This is a genomic window from Rhizobium sp. BT03, from assembly GCF_030053155.1.
GTDB lineage: Bacteria > Pseudomonadota > Alphaproteobacteria > Rhizobiales > Rhizobiaceae > Rhizobium.
In genome coordinates, this window is sequence record NZ_CP125640.1 from 2,479,865 (window position 1) to 2,495,843 (window position 15,979).

19 protein-coding genes and 1 other RNA gene are annotated in these 15,979 nt (G+C 62.8%); 10 read left to right on the plus strand and 10 right to left on the minus strand.

All coding sequences use genetic code 11. The features are described from left to right. Positions 1-81: 81 nt before the first annotated feature. The gene (locus tag QMO80_RS12260; protein ID WP_283196854.1) at positions 82-447 is read right to left on the minus strand and encodes a helix-turn-helix domain-containing protein; all 366 of its coding nucleotides are present in this window, start codon (positions 445-447) and stop codon (positions 82-84) included. A 373-nt stretch (positions 448-820) separates the two neighbouring features. Between QMO80_RS12260 and recF the strand changes: the two genes are divergently transcribed. Genes recF through QMO80_RS12275 form a run of 3 tightly spaced genes read left to right on the plus strand, consistent with a single transcriptional unit; the run spans position 821 to position 3,251 of the window. After that, entirely contained in the window at positions 821-1,945 is a 1,125-nt protein-coding gene (gene recF, locus QMO80_RS12265; protein ID WP_283196855.1) for a DNA replication/repair protein RecF, read from the plus strand. Further along, the gene (locus QMO80_RS12270; protein ID WP_283196856.1) at positions 1,942-2,766 is read left to right on the plus strand and encodes a molybdopterin-synthase adenylyltransferase MoeB; all 825 of its coding nucleotides are present in this window, start codon (positions 1,942-1,944) and stop codon (positions 2,764-2,766) included. The genes recF and QMO80_RS12270 overlap by 4 nt, the downstream gene beginning before the upstream one ends. Next, positions 2,763-3,251 (plus strand): GNAT family N-acetyltransferase, encoded by a 489-nt coding sequence (locus tag QMO80_RS12275; protein WP_283196857.1) that lies wholly within the window; start codon positions 2,763-2,765, stop codon positions 3,249-3,251. Before QMO80_RS12270 ends, QMO80_RS12275 begins: the two co-directional genes overlap by 4 nt. Positions 3,252-3,264: 13 nt before the next feature. Here QMO80_RS12275 and QMO80_RS12280 read toward each other — a convergent pair whose 3' ends face one another. Then, positions 3,265-4,266 (minus strand): D-glycerate dehydrogenase, encoded by a 1,002-nt coding sequence (locus QMO80_RS12280; protein ID WP_283196858.1) that lies wholly within the window; start codon positions 4,264-4,266, stop codon positions 3,265-3,267. Positions 4,267-4,451: 185 nt separating this feature from the next. On the opposite strand from QMO80_RS12280, the gene QMO80_RS12285 reads away from it, so the two are divergent. Further along, on the plus strand, positions 4,452-4,991 hold the full coding sequence (locus QMO80_RS12285; RefSeq protein ID WP_283196859.1) for an SH3 domain-containing protein: 540 nt from the start codon (positions 4,452-4,454) through the stop codon (positions 4,989-4,991). Here QMO80_RS12285 and QMO80_RS12290 read toward each other — a convergent pair. After that, positions 4,984-5,976, minus strand: coding sequence for an adenosine kinase (locus QMO80_RS12290; RefSeq protein ID WP_283196860.1), 993 nt, complete (start codon positions 5,974-5,976; stop codon positions 4,984-4,986). The two genes, QMO80_RS12285 and QMO80_RS12290, sit on opposite strands and share 8 nt — an antisense overlap. Positions 5,977-6,448: 472 nt before the next feature. Between QMO80_RS12290 and QMO80_RS12295 the strand changes: the two genes are divergently transcribed. After that, entirely contained in the window at positions 6,449-7,396 is a 948-nt protein-coding gene (locus QMO80_RS12295; RefSeq protein ID WP_283196861.1) for an AEC family transporter, read from the plus strand. A 71-nt stretch (positions 7,397-7,467) separates the two neighbouring features. On the opposite strand, the gene QMO80_RS12300 is transcribed toward QMO80_RS12295, so the two are convergent. Continuing rightward, positions 7,468-8,034 (minus strand): cytochrome c family protein, encoded by a 567-nt coding sequence (locus tag QMO80_RS12300; protein ID WP_283196862.1) that lies wholly within the window; start codon positions 8,032-8,034, stop codon positions 7,468-7,470. Between the two features lie 153 nt (positions 8,035-8,187). On the opposite strand from QMO80_RS12300, the gene QMO80_RS12305 reads away from it, so the two are divergent. After that, the gene (locus tag QMO80_RS12305) at positions 8,188-8,943 is read left to right on the plus strand and encodes a 3-deoxy-manno-octulosonate cytidylyltransferase (RefSeq protein ID WP_283196863.1); all 756 of its coding nucleotides are present in this window, start codon (positions 8,188-8,190) and stop codon (positions 8,941-8,943) included. Positions 8,944-9,066: 123 nt separating this feature from the next. Further along, positions 9,067-9,921, plus strand: coding sequence for a prephenate dehydratase (locus tag QMO80_RS12310; protein ID WP_283196864.1), 855 nt, complete (start codon positions 9,067-9,069; stop codon positions 9,919-9,921). A gap of 21 nt (positions 9,922-9,942) precedes the next feature. Here the strand turns inward: QMO80_RS12310 and QMO80_RS12315 are convergent, their stop codons facing one another. The 5 genes from QMO80_RS12315 to QMO80_RS12335 form a co-directional block, all read right to left on the minus strand. Next, entirely contained in the window at positions 9,943-10,311 is a 369-nt protein-coding gene (locus QMO80_RS12315; RefSeq protein ID WP_283196865.1) for a VOC family protein, read from the minus strand. A gap of 136 nt (positions 10,312-10,447) precedes the next feature. After that, positions 10,448-10,708 (minus strand): hypothetical protein, encoded by a 261-nt coding sequence (locus tag QMO80_RS12320; protein WP_283196866.1) that lies wholly within the window; start codon positions 10,706-10,708, stop codon positions 10,448-10,450. A gap of 72 nt (positions 10,709-10,780) precedes the next feature. After that, positions 10,781-11,473, minus strand: a complete 693-nt coding sequence (locus QMO80_RS12325) for a YafY family protein (protein ID WP_116271941.1) — start codon at positions 11,471-11,473, stop codon at positions 10,781-10,783. Positions 11,474-11,477: 4 nt separating this feature from the next. After that, positions 11,478-12,437 (minus strand): NAD(+) diphosphatase, encoded by a 960-nt coding sequence (gene nudC, locus QMO80_RS12330; protein WP_283196867.1) that lies wholly within the window; start codon positions 12,435-12,437, stop codon positions 11,478-11,480. Next, positions 12,434-12,844: an HIT domain-containing protein gene (locus tag QMO80_RS12335; RefSeq protein WP_283196868.1), complete on the minus strand. Its 411-nt coding sequence runs from the start codon at positions 12,842-12,844 to the stop codon at positions 12,434-12,436. Before QMO80_RS12335 ends, nudC begins: the two co-directional genes overlap by 4 nt. Before the next feature lie 89 nt (positions 12,845-12,933). Between QMO80_RS12335 and ffs the strand changes: the two genes are divergently transcribed. The 3 genes from ffs to QMO80_RS12350 all read left to right on the plus strand — a co-directional run bounded on the left by ffs (position 12,934) and on the right by QMO80_RS12350 (position 15,300). Continuing rightward, positions 12,934-13,030, plus strand: an RNA gene (ffs, locus tag QMO80_RS12340) — signal recognition particle sRNA small type. Between the two features lie 45 nt (positions 13,031-13,075). Beyond that, positions 13,076-14,956: a DNA polymerase III subunit gamma/tau gene (locus QMO80_RS12345; protein ID WP_283196869.1), complete on the plus strand. Its 1,881-nt coding sequence runs from the start codon at positions 13,076-13,078 to the stop codon at positions 14,954-14,956. Positions 14,957-14,976: 20 nt separating this feature from the next. Then, complete coding sequence (locus tag QMO80_RS12350) at positions 14,977-15,300, plus strand: YbaB/EbfC family nucleoid-associated protein (protein ID WP_049731263.1); 324 nt, start codon at positions 14,977-14,979, stop codon at positions 15,298-15,300. 38 nt (positions 15,301-15,338) lie between these two features. On the opposite strand, the gene QMO80_RS12355 is transcribed toward QMO80_RS12350, so the two are convergent. Further along, complete coding sequence (locus QMO80_RS12355; protein WP_283196870.1) at positions 15,339-15,956, minus strand: MOSC domain-containing protein; 618 nt, start codon at positions 15,954-15,956, stop codon at positions 15,339-15,341. Positions 15,957-15,979 lie beyond the last annotated feature (23 nt).

Here is a 15,979-nt window from a genome sequence, read left to right on the forward strand (position 1 = left end):
TGTGCGACATGCTCTAAAGGGCAGCGCCGACCGTGAACATGCTGCGGAGCTTGAACAGGCGCCTATCCGGCTCCGGCGAGATCAGGCGGCACTTTCGGCCGTTTCGCCACTCATGATCGTCAGGATGGTCTTGACCGCTTCCTTGCCTGCCGTCGAGTTCAGTCTGTCGTAGGTCAGTGCAAGCGCGTAGGCGTCGGGGCTGAGTTCGATACGGCTGCCGAATTGCGATATGCCGGTTCCCTCGAAAAGAGCGGCGATGTCGACGTCGAGAAACATCGCGATCTGGTGCAGCTTGCTGGCGGAAACGCGGTTCGTCCCTTTTTCGTATTTCTGGATCTGCTGGAAAGTCAGTCCGAGTGCTTCGCCAAGCTCGAGCTGGGACACACGGCGAAGGGCGCGAAACTGTCTTACGTTGCGACCAACGATAATATCAACCGGATCTGGCACTTCATCACTCTCTGATACCTAAACACTTCGTTTACCATATCGTTTTTGCAGGATAACTCAACCCTACAGTTGCAAAATTCAACCGGCTTTTTTGGAGCTTTACGTAACGTCAGTCACCCGGGACAATTGTGGCAAAACCTAGATATGCGGGGCTCGCAGGCACTGGAAAAGGCCGCCGGCCACAGCGCCCCTGAAACATTGGAGCATCCGTCTCCAGGTTGTATTTTTATCGAGAATTCAGTCCCCCGCGGTATCGTGCCTGGAGCTGATCCCGACCGGCCGGCGGCACCAGCGATCACGGCGGCAAAGCTGCGAGCCTTGCCATCAACGCCGCTTAGGCTTAGCTGTCACGCTTCACGATTCCGGACATTCGATGCCGCACAAGGTTTCTCTTTCCCGTCTGAAGCTGACAGACTTCCGCAATTATGCGGCGGCGGCCCTTGCCCTTGACGGCCGGCATGCCGTGCTGACGGGAGACAACGGCGCCGGCAAGACCAATCTGATGGAGGCGGTCTCGCTGCTGTCGCCGGGCCGCGGCTTACGCCGGGCCGCCTATGGCGACATTACCCGCGTCGGCGCGGCCGGCGGTTTTTCGATCTTTGCCGCGCTCGACGGCATGGAAGGCGAAGTCGAAATCGGCACCGGCGTCGAAACCGGCGAGGAGGCCACCGCCCGCAGGCTGCGGATCAACGGCACTGCGGCCAAGACCGCCGACGAGCTGACCGACCATCTGCGGCTTCTCTGGCTGACACCGGCGATGGACGGCCTCTTTACCGGCGCCTCCTCCGACCGGCGCCGCTTTCTCGACCGGCTGGTGCTGTCGCTCGATCCCGCCCATGGCCGCCGCGCCAGCGATTTCGAGCGCGCCATGCGCAGCCGCAACAAATTGCTGGATGAGGGCCGTTTCGACCCCTCCTGGCTTGCCGGCATCGAGGAACAGATGGCCAGCCTCGGCATCGCTATGGCGCTCGCCCGGCAGGAAATGCTCGGCCTGCTGACCCGGCTGATCGAGGAGACGCGCGAAAGCTCGCCCTTCCCTTCGGCATCGCTGCAGCTCTCGGGCTTCATGGATGGCCAGTTTTCGCGCCCCTCGGTCGATCTCGAAGACGACTACGCGGCCATGCTTTCCGAGAGCCGCTACCGCGACGCCGGCGCAGGGCGGACGCTGGAGGGGCCGCACCGGGCCGATCTCATCGTGCACCACCAGGAAAAGGCGATGGAGGCGGAACGCTGCTCCACCGGCGAGCAGAAAGCGCTGCTTGTCGGCATGGTGCTTGCGCATGCGCGCCTCGTCGGCAATCTCACCGGCCATGCGCCGATCCTGCTGCTCGACGAGATCGCCGCCCATCTCGACGAGGGCCGCCGCGCCGCGCTGTTCGACCTGATCGACGGGCTCGGCGGCCAGGCCTTCATGACCGGAACCGATCGCGCGATGTTTTCGGCGTTGGGCGATAGGGCGCAGTTCTTCACGGTGGCCGAGGGAAGGGTGTTCGAATGAGCGAGGCGGCTTTTCCCGGCGCCGGGCGCCATGATAATGTCGGCGCCATGGAACCGCTCAGCCCCGATGAAATCGCCCGCTATCACCGCCACATCCTGCTTCCCGAGATCGGCGGCGCCGGCCAGCAGAGACTGAAAGCCGCCCGTGTGCTGGTGATCGGTGCAGGCGGTCTCGGCGCGCCCATCCTGCAATATCTGGCCGCGGCCGGGATCGGCACGCTCGGTATCGTCGACGACGACCGGGTGTCGCTGTCGAACCTGCAGCGCCAGGTGATCCATGATTCCGGCACGATCGGCGAATTGAAGACGGAAAGTGCCGCCGTCGCCATCGCCAGGCTCAATCCGCATGTCCGGCTGATCCGCTTCGAGGAACGCTTTTCCGCGGAGACCGCCTCCCGGCAACTGTCCGGCTTCGATCTGCTGATCGACGGCTCCGACAATTTCGACACGCGCTATGCCGCCGCCGATGCGGCCGAGGAAGCACGTATTCCGCTCGTCAGCGGCGCCGTCGGGCGTTTCGATGGCTCGCTGACGGTTCTCAAGCCCTATGAGAGCGCCGAGGACGGGACGCCCAACCCGAGATATCGCGACCTGTTTCCGGAGGCGCCGCCGGCAGGGCTTATTCCGGCCTGCGCCGAGGCCGGAATCATCGGCGCGCTGACCGGCGTCATCGGCACGATGATGGCGATGGAGGCGATCAAGCTCGTCACCGGCAGCGGCGAACCGCTGATCGGGCGGCTGCTGCTCTATGACGCGCTCAAGGCCCGGTTCGACACAGTCCGCTACAAAAGACGCCGCACGACACAAAGGCAGGCCGGATGACGATTATACCTCTTGATCGGAGTTTCACGCGCTGGGACGAGCTGCTCGCGCTCATCCTCGCCTCCTTCGCTTCGATGAACGGCAGGATCGATCCGCCGTCCTCGGCGCTCACGCTGACGGCGGAGTCACTGGCCGAAAAGGCCAGGGCTGAGATCGGCCATGTCGCCATCGACGGCGAAAAGCTGATCGGCTGCCTGTTCCTGCGACCGGAGGCCGACTGTCTCTATGTCGGCAAGCTAGCCGTTCTGCCCGGGCTGCAGGGCAAGGGCCTCGGCAAGCGGCTATTGGCGATTGCCGAGCAGACGGCCGCAAGGCTCGGTCTGCCCGCTTTGCGGCTGGAAACGCGCATCGAGCTTACCGACAATCACGCCGTCTTTGCCGCCTGGGGATTTTTGAGAACCGCCGAAAAGGCGCATCCCGGCTTTGCCAGAACGACCTTCGTCGAGATGCGCAAGATCCTTGCGCCTCGCATCCAGGCCGTCTGACTCCAGCTCGGCTTCATCGGCCGGGCAGCACCCGATTCGGCGGCCTGTGGCCGTCGATAAAGGTGCGGATGTTGATGATCACCTTGTCGCCCATGTCGATGCGGCCTTCGATCGTCGCCGAGCTCATATGCGGCAGCAGCACGACCTTGCCCTCATTGGCGAGCTTGACGAGCTTCGGATTGACGGCGGGCTCGTTTTCGAAGACGTCGAGTCCGGCGCCGGCGATCCGGCCCTCCCTCAGAGATTTGATCAGCGCAGCTTCATCGACCACGTCGCCGCGCGCGGTGTTGACGAGATAGGCGGTCGGCTGCAGCAGCGCCAGCCGGCGCGCCGAGATCAGGTGGAAGGTCGCCGGCGTCGACGGACAATTGACCGAGACGATGTCGACGCGGGCGAGCATCTGGTCGAGGCTTTCCCAATAGGTCGCCTCCAGCTCGTCCTCGACGGCCGGATTGACGCGCTTGCGGTTGTGGTAGTGGATCGACAGGCCGAACGCCTTGGCGCGGCGGGCGACCGCCGTGCCGATGCGGCCCATGCCGACGATGCCGATGCGCTTGCCGTGAATGCGCCGGCCGAGCATCCAGGTCGGAGACCAGCCGGCCCATTCGCCCGGCTTGTCGGTCAGCACGCGCGCGCCTTCGCCGAGCCTTCTCGGAACCGCGAGAATGAGCGCCATGGTCATATCGGCGGTATCCTCGGTGAGGACATTCGGCGTGTTGGTGACGGTGATGCCCTTGCGCGCGGCCGCCTCGACGTCGATATGGTCGGTACCGTTGGAGAAGCTCGCAATCAGCTTCATCTGCGGTCCGGCCTCTTCGATCAGCGCCGCGTCGATGCGATCGGTGACGGTCGGCACCAGCACGTCGGCGGTCCTGACCGCGGCGACGAGCTCGGGAACGGAACGCGGCGCGTCGTCGATGTTCAGCTCGGCGTCGAAGAGCTCGCGCATGCGGGTTTCAACGGCATCGGGCAGCTTGCGGGTGATGTAGACCTTCGGTTTTTTCTTCGCTGTCATGGCTGGCTGTGGTGCCTTGTTCAGAGGTCTTTAACCAAGAGGGGTGATAATTTTCCCATCCGGGCATTTTCTACCAGACCCGCACGCGAAGACAAACAAAACTCGCGGTGCAGCCGTGGGAATGTCAGAGCCCGGACCGCAAGCAGGCCGTGCCTGCCTGCGAATTCGAGCAAACGGAAACTTCCATGCGCAGCAAAGTCCTGAAGTCCTGCCTTGCCCTTGCCATCGCTCTGGCCGCATCCATGGGAACCGTCGAACTGGCCCATGCGCAGGCCGCCAAGGGGCCAAGCGGGCTGCCATTGCCGCGTTTCGTCACGCTGAAATCCAAGCGCGTCAACCTGCGCATCGGCCCGGGAACGGATTATGCCGTTTCGTGGATGTACCTGAAATCCGGCCTGCCGGTGGAGATCATCCAGGAATACGACAACTGGCGGCGCATCCGCGATGCCGACGGCACCGAAGGCTGGGTCAACCAATCACTGCTGTCGGGCCAGCGCGCGGCGATCGCCGCCCCGTGGATGAAGACGAAGGCCAAGGGCGTCTTCGTCAATCTGCGCCGCGAGGCGCAGCCCTCCGCATCGATCGTTGCCAAGCTGGAACCCGGCGTGATGCTGACGATCGGCGAGTGCAACGGCGACTGGTGCCGCGCCGAAACCGACGGCGCCTCCGGCTGGGTGGCGCAGTCGGAAATCTGGGGCGCCTATCCCGGCGAAGCCTTTAAATAAGCCCCGCCTGCCTGGCAGCGTCGGACAGCGAGGTCATCGGGCGCGGGCCGATCTGCTGGATGACGATGCCGGCGGCGAGGCAGCCGAGCTTGCCGCAATCCTCCAGAGAGCGTCCCTGCGTGTAGCCGTAGAGGAAGCCGGAAGCGAAGAGATCGCCGGCACCCGTCGTGTCCACGACTTCCCTGATCCTGATCGCATCGACGTAATAACGCTCGCGGCCCTTCAGGATAACGGCGCCATCCTCGCTCATCGTCACCGCGGCGATCTTGCAATCGGCGGCGATCCTGTTCAGCGCCTCTTCGAAATCGTCGGTTTCGTAAAGCGACAGTGCCTCCTGGCGATTGGCGAAGACGATATCGATCTTGCCGGAGCGCATCAGATCGAGAAATTCACCGCGATAACGGCCGACGCAGAAGCTGTCGGACAGCGTCATCGACACTTCCCGGCCGTTGTCATGGGCGATGCGGGCACAATCGAGGATCGCTTCCTTGGCGCGCGGCGGATCCCAGAGATAACCTTCGAAATAAGTGACCTTGGCGTCGGCCACGACATCGGCCTCGACGTCCTCGGGCCCGAGCTCGACGCAGGCGCCGAGATAGGTGTTCATCGAGCGCTCGCCGTCCTCGGTGACGAAGATCATCGAACGCGCCGTCGGCGGGAAGGTGCCCTTGGGCTTCGTCTGGTAGTGGACGCCCTGGGCGCGAATGTCGTGGGTGAAGATGTCGCCGAGCTGATCGGCGGCGACATTGCCGAAATAGGCGGCCTTGCCGCCGAGGTTCGCAACGCCGGCCGCCGTATTGCCGGCGCTGCCGCCGGAGGCTTCGAGCGCCGGCCCCATGCGTGAATACAAGAGTTCGGCGCGCTCGGCATCGATGAGGTTCATCGCCGCCTTGGTGATCTGGTTGTCAATGAGGAACTGGTCGTTGCAACGGGCAATAATATCCACGATTGCGTTGCCGACTGTCAGAACATCGAATCTTGTCATGAAATGGGGAGTCCCGGATTTGTGATAGCCGGGGTTCGGTCTTAGCGAAATTTCCGCGGTTTGGAAGGATAAATGGTGGATGGCACGGCTATTTCTTCGCAAAACTGCCGCCTATTCGTCATGCCCCTGTCATTTTCCAAATCTAGAAATAGTCGCAAGAAGACCGGCATGAGCACCTTTCAGTTGCGGCCGGACGCACGAGGGATGATCCCCTCGATCTTACCGGCGCGATGCTGACCACGGATGAACTGGCAGCTTTGCGATCGGATATCCGGCAAGGCCGGAGCGGAAAAGCGGGCTGTGCCCGCTTTTTTTGTTTCCCGAATGCCGCCGGATCGGTGGGGATTGCCTTTTCAATCCAAGCCGTTTGCTGCTACTGCATAAGGAATTCAAAGTGCTGCTGCGTCCTTACGCGTCTCACGAGAGGCGCGGCGCCGTAGTCGTCTATTCCCCCGCGCAAAGCAGCCTCCCCATGTCAGCCATCATTCTCGACGTTCTTCCCATCTTCATCCTGATCCTCATCGGCTGGGTGATCGTCCGCAGCGGCTTGATGGCAGCGAATGTCGGCGAAGCGCTCAGCGAATTCGTCTTCAAGATCGCCGTGCCGCTCTTACTCTTCCGCACCATCGCCGAGGCGGATTTTCACGGCGCCTCGCCTTTCCGGCTGTGGATCGTCTATTTCTCAGGCGTTGCCATCACCTGGGCGACCGGCCATATCGCCGCCACACGCCTCTTCGGCCGCGATGAGCGGATCGGCGTGCTGGCCGGCGTTTCCTCGGCTTTCGCCAATAATATCTTTATCGGGCTGCCACTCGTCGAGCGCACCGTCGGCGACGAAGGGCTGGTGGCGCTGTCGATCCTGCTTGCCGTGCATCTGCCGGTGATGATGGTCGCCGGCACGGTTCTGATGGAGCATGCCGAGCGCAAGATCGCCGGCAAAAGCGATCGCAGCATGGTGCTGGTGCTTCGCCAGATCGCCGTCAATCTCGTGCGCAATCCGCTGGTCATCGGGCTTGCGGCCGGCATGGCCATGCATCTTTCCGGTCTCGCCATGCCGGTAACGCTGGAAACTGTCGTCAAGCAGATCGCCGGCATTGCCGGTCCGGCGGCGCTGATCTCGCTCGGCATGGCACTGGAGAAATACGGCATCTCAGGCAATCTCGGCATCGCCAGCGTCACATCGAGCTTGAAGCTGCTGCTGCTGCCCGGCTGCGTGTGGGCGGCGAGCCATCTCCTCGGCCTCAGCCCCGAATGGACGGCGGCGATCGTGCTGACCTCCTCAGTGCCCACAGGCGTCAACGCCTGGCTGATCGCCAACCGATTCGGCGTCGGCCACAGCATTGCTGCCTCGACGATCACCGTGACCACGGCGCTCGGCGCCATCACGGTCTCGCTCTGGGCCTATTTCCTCGGGGCCTGAACGCTCTCCGCACAGCAAAAGCCCGGCTTCGCGGGCCGGGCTCTTTATGAGGTACGATTGTTCCGTCGGCGTTACTGCGTCGCGGTCTTCGGGTCCGGCAGCGGCACCGGCGAATCGGCCAGCGTGTGCAGGTAGAGAATGACGTTGGCGCGGTCCTGATCCTTCGCCAGACCGGCAAAGCCCATGGCGGTGCCGGGAACGTCCTTCTTCGGCGCCAGCAGGAACTTGTTGAGGAATTCGAAGGTCCACTTCTCGCTGCCGCCCTTGGAGAAATCCTTCATGGGGGCGGAATAGGCAAAGCCTTCATGCGAGGCGATCGGGCGATCTACGACACCAAAGAGGTTGGGACCGACCTTGTTCGGTCCCCCTTTGGTGCCGTCATGACAGGCCTGACACTTCTTGAAGACCGTTTCACCGGCCTTGGCATCGGCAGAAGCGAGCAATTGCGCGATCGGAACGGCAGCAGCGGCAGGCGCAGCTTCGCCACCAGCGGCGGGCGCCTCTTCGGCAACGATCGCGAAACCTTCCTTTTCCGGCGCTTCGGAATGGAAGATTCCTTCGGACGCGATGGAGACCGACATCAGAACGAAAATCGTTCCGAGCAGCGCCCCCACGGCCGTATTGACGTATGAATTCATCTGCAATGCTCCCCTTGCAGCCGGCAGACCATAACCGGACCATCTTGAAATCGCGCGGAACCTATGTCTTTTGGCTGATCGTTGCAACTGTCTAAATGGTCTTGTGCGTGAGACTTTTTGACACTTTTCAGCCCGGAATAGAAGGCCCGACCAATGAGTGATTCAAATTTAGACGGCGTGCTCGTATTGATCCCGGCGCGGATGGCCTCCACCCGGCTTCCGGGCAAGCCGCTCGCCGATATTTGCGGGCTGCCGATGATCGTTCAGGTGGCGCTGCGCGCCAAGGAAGCAGCCATCGGCCGCGTCGTCGTCGCCGTCGACGACAGCAGGGTGTTCGATGCAGTTTCTGCCGCCGGCTTCGAAGTCGTCATGACCAGCAGCGATCATCAATCGGGTTCCGACCGGATCTTCGAGGCGCTGCAGAAAGTCGATCCTGCCGGCAAGGCGAAATTCATCGTCAACGTCCAGGGCGATCTGCCGACGATCGATCCGGAAACCGTGCGCGCGGCCTTGCGCCCTCTCGAGAACGAGGCGGTCGATATCGGCACGCTGACGACCGAAATCGACAATGAAGCGGATAAAACCGCGCCGCACATCGTCAAGGTCGTCGGTTCGCCGGTTTCCGACACCCGGCTGCGCGGGCTCTATTTCACGCGGGCGACCGCACCTTACGGCAAGGGTCCGCTCTACCACCATATCGGCCTTTACGCCTATCGGCGCGCAGCCCTGGAACGCTTCGTCTCGCTCGGGCCCTCGACACTCGAAAGGCGCGAATCGCTGGAGCAGCTGCGGGCGCTGGAGGCCGGCATGCGCATCGACGCCGAGATCGTTGACACGGTTCCGCTCGGTGTCGATACTCCCGCCGACCTTGAAAAAGCGCGGCGCATCCTCTCCGCCAGAACAGGATGATTTTAGGCTCGGTTGGCCTAAAATCTGAATCCTGTTCTCAATTAAAGAGTTAGAGCATGATGTCATCCGAAAACCGCTCACACTTTTCGGCATCATGCTCTAAGTCGAACTGACGGAACTATCATGAATATCAAGACCAACAGGATCGCCTTCCAGGGCGAATTCGGCGCCAATTCCGACATGGCCAGCCGCGACATGTTTCCGACCATGGAGCCGCTGCCCTGCCAGACTTTCGAGGACGCGTTCACGGCGGTCGACAATGGCGACGCCGATATCGGCATGATCCCGATCGAGAATACGATCGCCGGGCGCGTCGCCGACATCCACCATCTGCTGCCCGAATCGCGCCTGCACATCATCGGCGAGTATTTCATGCCGATCCGCTTCCAGCTGATGGTGCTGCCGGGGGTGACCAAGGACGAGATCCGCACGGTGCACAGCCATATCCACGCGCTTGGCCAGTGCCGCAAGATCGTTCGCGCCAATGGCTGGAAGCCCGTCATCGCCGGCGATACGGCCGGTGCGGCAAAGCTCGTGAAGGAAACCGGCGATCGTTCGATGGCAGCGCTCGCGCCACGCCTTGCCGCCGATCTCTACGGGCTCGAGATCATCGCCGAAAATGTCGAGGATACGGAAAACAACGTCACCCGTTTCGTCGTGCTGTCGCGCGACGAGGAATGGGCGCAACGGACTTCGGCTGAGGAAAAGGTCGTCACCACCTTCGTCTTCAACGTCCGCAACATTCCGGCCGCGCTCTACAAGGCGCTTGGCGGGTTCGCCACCAACAATATCAACATGACGAAGCTGGAAAGCTATCAGCTCGGCGGAAAATTCGTGGCGACGCAATTCTACGCCGATATCGAAGGCCATCCGAACGATCCGAACGTGCGCCGGGCTTTGGAGGAATTGCGGTTCTTCTCCGAGAAGGTGCGCATCCTCGGCGTCTACAAGGGACATCCGATGCGAGGCCTGCTTTAAGCAGACCTCGTCATTCAGCTATTATTTATCCGGCTCACAGACACGCAGCCGATGCCCGTCCGGATCGAGCACGACGAAAGTCGGGCCGAAATCCAGTTCGGTCAGTTCCTGGGCGATCGGCAGGCCGCGGCCGCGCCAATCGTCATAATGCCGGGCGACGGCATTTTCCCCCGCCACCATGAAGGCCACTTCGCCGCGGTTGCCGATGGCGGAGGGCTGCGGCTCGACCTTGCTGCGCCGCCAGAGGCCGAGGGTGAAGCCGCCGTCGAGCGGAAAGGCAACGAAATTCGGCGCCTCGACGGCCGGTTCGCGGTTCAGGAGGTTGCGATAGAAGCCGGCGCTTTCGCCCGGGTCCTTGACGTAGAGGATAATCAGATTGGGGCTGGTCATTTCGGTTCTTCCGTTTATGTGAAATGGTGAGGGCGAGGCCGCCCCTACTGCCACTGAATGGCAGCAGGACGTGGGAGGCTCGGCGACTGCGGCGCCTCGTTTCCGTCGGGCCGAAGATCAATGGTGATGACGTAATTCAGAGCGGAAAACGATCCTCGCGGCGTGGGCCGCGCCCGTCCATGAAGCCGAGATCACGCTTCCAGGAGTCCGGTGTCGATTCAAGATCAAGTTTCGAACGGCTTCCCCTGGGATTCCCGAGAAAGCCCATGACCAAACGCAGCAAGCCGGAGCGCGCCGATTGGCGGACGTCGGCAAAAGTTTCGGCCGAAATCACATCGGCGAAGGTCTCATTAGTCAAACGGTCGTTGGCGAAATGGATGGCGGGAGGCGTTGCCATGATCAGTACTCCTTCCTGGTGGATTGGTCCTGATCATAGTCCTGGCTGCTGACAGTTTATGGCAGCAGCGTTTCAGTTTTCGAGCGGCACGTCCTGCTCGCGCCATTCCTTGAGAAGAACCGTGCGGCGGCGCGGATAACGCACCTCATGCAGCGTCATGTCGATGATGCGGTCGGTGCGGAAATGGCGGAAGTCCTGGCGCAACTCGCACCAGGCCATGAGGACGCGGACATGCTCGAAATAGCCGAGGGCGAAAGGCCAGACCTTGCGGCGCGAAATCCGGCCCTGCTCGTCGCCATAATGCAGTTCGAGAATACGCTCCAGACGGATCGCCCGGCGGATGGCCGAAACGTCGGCCTTGTCCTCGTCCCGGCGTTTCGGGCCGACGAAAAGGGCGGCCGAATCGATCATCTCCCGCATATCGGCCGGCAGCACGGCGGCAATCTTGGCCAGCGCATCGGCGCCGGCGCCGGCCAGGCGCGGCTCGGCGGCGCGGGCGACCCAGCGCGAGCCGAGAACCAGCGCCTCCAGCTCCTCTTCGGAAAACATCATCGGCGGCAGCATGAAGCCGGGCTTCAGCACGTAGCCGATCCCGGCTTCGCCTTCGATCATCGCCCCCTGGGCCTGCAGGCTGGCGATATCGCGATAGAGCGTGCGCAGGCTGACGCCGGTCTCCTCGGCAAGCACAGTACCGGTCACCGGCCGCCGGTAACGCCGAAGCGTCTGGAGCAGCGTCAGCAGCCGTTCCGAGCGCGCCACCGGCATGGCGTTACCGCTTCCACTCCACCCAGTCGCGCATCAGGCGGTGGGCGATCGCGCCTTTCGGCGGCGAGGCCTTGCCTGTCGCGCTCGGGCGTTCCAGCATCTCGATCGTTTCCTCGCGGGTGAACCAGCGGCAATCTTCCAGCTCCGTCTCGTCGCGGGTGATTTCGGTGGATTTGGCCTCGGCGTAACAGCCGATCATCAGCGAATGCGGCATCGGCCAGGGCTGCGAGGCGTGGTAGCGGATGCGACCGGTGCGGATGCCCGATTCCTCCAGCGTTTCGCGGCGCACGGCGTTTTCGATGGTCTCGCCGGGTTCGAGGAAGCCGGCAAGACAGGAATACATGCCGGGGGCAAAATGCGGACTGCGGCCGAGCAGGCAGAGGTCGCGGCTCTCGTCGATGGTCAGCATGATGACGACGGGGTCTGTACGGGGGAAAATCATGTGCTCGCAGGCGGCGCAGACCCGCTTGTAGCCGCCGATGTGGATCTCCATCGCCGAGCCGCAGCGGCCGCAGAAGCGGTTGTCGCCATTCCAGCGGATGAGGCTTGCGGCCTGGGCGAATTCGCCAAGCAGCACCTCGTCGATCAGCATTTCGCGAAACAAAGTGCGGCCGTCGGCAGGCTTGTAATGGCTGGCGAGATCGTCGACGTCGATGCCGACGGGGACGGCAAGCCGCGGCTCGCCCGATTTGCGGTAGCCGAGAAGCACGGTCTCGTCCCAATCCGGCTGCAATTCCTGCAACTCGTAGCGGGCAAAGAGCGGATCGAGCACCTGGCCGTCATGCTTCAGCACCAGCCTGTCTCTGGCGAAGGCGAAGATATGGGTGCCGTCCCTTGCCAGCGCCTTTTCGACGGAGCGTTCGTCGCGATGCTCGGAATCGCGATTGAGGTCATTGGCGGCAAAAGCCGTGAGATTGCTGGGTTCGGGATGCGGCACATCCGAATCGAAAAGCGAATGACTCATGATGAAAGGGCTTCCCGCAGCTTCGCTATGAATTCGTCTCTCTTTCCGTCTTCGTAGGGCTCCGCGCGCCCGAATCCCCAGACGGGACCCGGCCAATTGGCGTCGCCTTCGAAGCGGGCAATGACATGAACATGAAGCTGGCGGACGATATTGCCAAGAGCCCCGACATTGATTTTTGCAGCACCGGTAATCTCTTTGAGCGCTTTGGCGACGAGGTCCGTCTCGAAGGCGAGCAGCACCTGGTCGAGCGGCGTCAGCTCGAAGATTTCGGTGATGTCGGCCCGGCGCGGCACCAGAATGAGCCAGGGCCAGCGGGCATCCCTCGACAATCTGAGATCACAGAGGCCGGTGATCATGACGCTGGTGCTGTCGTTGTCCAGCCGGGGGTCGAGCATGAAACCGTCCAAAGGGCATTCCTCCCATGTTTTCCAACGACTAGCAGTTTTTTCGCATGTTGGCTTGCTTTTGATGACGATATTGCCGATATGTGCATCCGGGAGGTTGGTGGTGGACGAGCCACTCGCCAACCGGGTCAGGTCCGGAAGGAAGCAGCCCTAACGAGCCCGGCACGGGTCATCGTGCCAGCCTCCCACCTTCTCTCCACGAAGTGCCCGACGATCCGGGCGACAAGCAGGGCGATGAGCGACACCGAGCGACAATCAAAAGATGCCGCCTCGACGGGCACCGGATACCGGGTGCTGGCTCGCAAATACCGCCCCAAGGATTTCACGGACCTGATGGTCGGCCAGGAGCCGATGGTCCGCACGCTCACCAACGCCTTCGAGACAGGCCGCATCGCGCAGGCCTATATGCTGACCGGCGTGCGCGGCGTCGGCAAGACGACGACGGCGCGGATCCTGGCGCGGGCGCTGAACTACAAGACGCCGGATATCGACAAGCCGACGATCGACCTTCGCATTCCCGGCGAACATTGCCAGGCCATCATGGAAGGCCGGCATGTCGACGTGATCGAGATGGATGCCGCCTCCCATACCGGTATCGACGATATAAGAGAGATCATCGAGCAGGTGCGCTACCGGCCGGTTTCGGCGCGCTACAAGGTCTATATCATCGACGAAGTGCACATGCTGTCGACGCAGGCCTTCAACGGGTTGTTGAAGACGCTGGAAGAGCCGCCGGAGCATGTGAAGTTCATCTTCGCCACCACCGAAATCCGCAAGGTGCCGATCACCGTGCTGTCGCGCTGCCAGCGTTTCGACCTGCGCCGCATCAGCGCGTCGGATCTCGTCGGACTGTTTTCGACGATCGCCGCCAAGGAAGGCATCGAGGCGGAACCGGATGCGCTGGCGATGATCGCACGTGCCGCCGAAGGCTCGGCGCGCGACGGCCTATCGCTGCTCGACCAGGCAATCGCCCATGGTGCCGGCGCCGTCCAGGCGGAAGCCGTGCGCGGGATGCTCGGCCTTGCCGACCGCGCCCGGATCGTCGATCTCTTCCAGCATGTCGTCAAGGGCGACGTCGCCGCAGCCCTCGGCGAATTCCAGAGCCAGTACGAGGCCGGCGCCAATCCTGTGGTGGTGCTGACCGATCTTGCCGATTTCACCCATCTGGTGACGCGGCTGAAATATGTGCCGGATGCGGCGAACGACCCGTCGCTCAGCGAAGTCGAGCGCACCAAGGCGGCGGAATTCGCCAAGGGCGTCGCGGTCACGACGCTGTCGCGCATCTGGCAGATGCTGCTGAAGGGCATTCCGGAAACGGAAGGCTCGTCGCGGACGGCGGGTGCGGCCGAAATGGTGCTGATCCGACTCGCCCATGCCGCGCATCTGCCGGCACCGGAGGATGCGGCGCGGCGGCTTGCCGAATTTTCCGGTGACAATGCCGGCCCGCGGCCCGCCTCCCCGCCATCAGGCAATGGCGGCGGCAGCGGCACGCGCGTTCCCTATCAAAGCAGTGTCGCGGCACGTGCGCCGGAAATCGCACCCGGCAAGCCGCAAGCGTCCGCGCCGGTGGCGATGCTGCGCGCCGTGCCGAGCAGCCAGCCGGAGACGATGCCTGTCGGGCGGATCGAGACGAAATCGGTCGAGACACCGAAGCCGCTCGTCCTGGTCAATTCGGTCAGCGATATCGTCGACCTCGCCGCCGAGAAGCGGGACGTCAAGCTGAAGGCACTGGTGCGCAACTTCGTGCGGCCCGTCCGCATCGAACCCGGCCGGCTGGATGTGAACCTCACCGAGGGCGCACCGGGCACGCTGCTGAACGAGCTTGCCGTCAAGCTCAAGGAATGGACGGGCATCCACTGGATCGTCAGCACCAGCCGCGAAGAGGGCGGACCGACGATGGTGGAAGCGGAGGCCAGGGCGCAACAACAGCGCGTCAGCGATGCCCGCCAGGACCCCGATGTCGCGGCGATCCTGGCGCAGTTTCCGGGCGCCAAGATCATCGACGTGCGCGTAAGGGCGCCGACGCCGGAGGAAGAAGCGGAAGAGGCGACACCGCCTGCCGCCGCCGAATCGGAAGACGGTGATATCCTGCCCGGCGACGACATAGAATTCTGATTTCAAGAAGGAGCGAGACGATGCGCGACATCATGGGCATGATGGGCAAAGTCAAGGAAATGCAGGCCAAGATGGAGCAGATGCAGGCGGAGATCGCCGAGCTCGCGGCCGAGGGCAAGGCCGGCGGCGGCCTCGTCACCGTCGTCATCTCGGGCAAGGGCGAGTTGAAGAGCCTGAAGATCGACCCGTCGCTGTTCAAGGAAGACGATGTCGAGATCCTCGAGGACCTGATCGTCGCCGCCCACAAGGACGCCAAGGACAAGGCCGAGGCGCTCGCCGCCGAAAAGACCAAGGCACTGACCGCCGGCCTGCCGATCCCGCCCGGCTTCAAGCTGCCGTTCTGAGAGCAGGCAATTCGGTCTTTAGTATTTTTCAGCGAGGCTTAGCGCTGAGCTCCCAACGTCGCTCGCAGTTTGTAGTGAATAGGGGCGGCGAGATATCGCGCCCGGTCCACCTCCGAAAGCCGCCGGCCGAAGGTTTCCATTAGCTCCGGCATCGTCACCCTTTCTCCGGAAAAAGGCTGATATTCCACCGGCGTCCCGGCTTCGGTCACGCCACCCGTAACAACCCGGCAATAGATGCCGGGGCGGGCAGCATCGATATAACGCTTGACGAATTTCGGATCGTTCATCCTGGCGGCGAAGGTGGCGCAGGGGATACGGCAGGCGCTGACTTCGAGGACGAGATCGCCCGATAGGAACCGGTCGCCAACGGCAACGTCGCGATTGTCGAGGCCTGAGATCACCATGTTTTCGCCGAAGGTGCCGGGCTCATAGGGCCGGCCGAGTTGCTGCGCCCACCAGTCGAGCGTCAGCGATCCCTCGATATAGACGGCCTGGTCGACGCCGCCATGGTGTTTGCGGTTGCAGATGGCATCGCCGACCAGCCCTTCGGCATCGATCATCACCGCGCCGTTGACGGCATGTTTGAAGATGCCGGTCTTGTAGCTCTTGCCCGGCAGCCTTTCCGGATTGCCGATGCACAGCGCCAGGATTTTCATGGGACGGCCGATCCTTCCGCGAT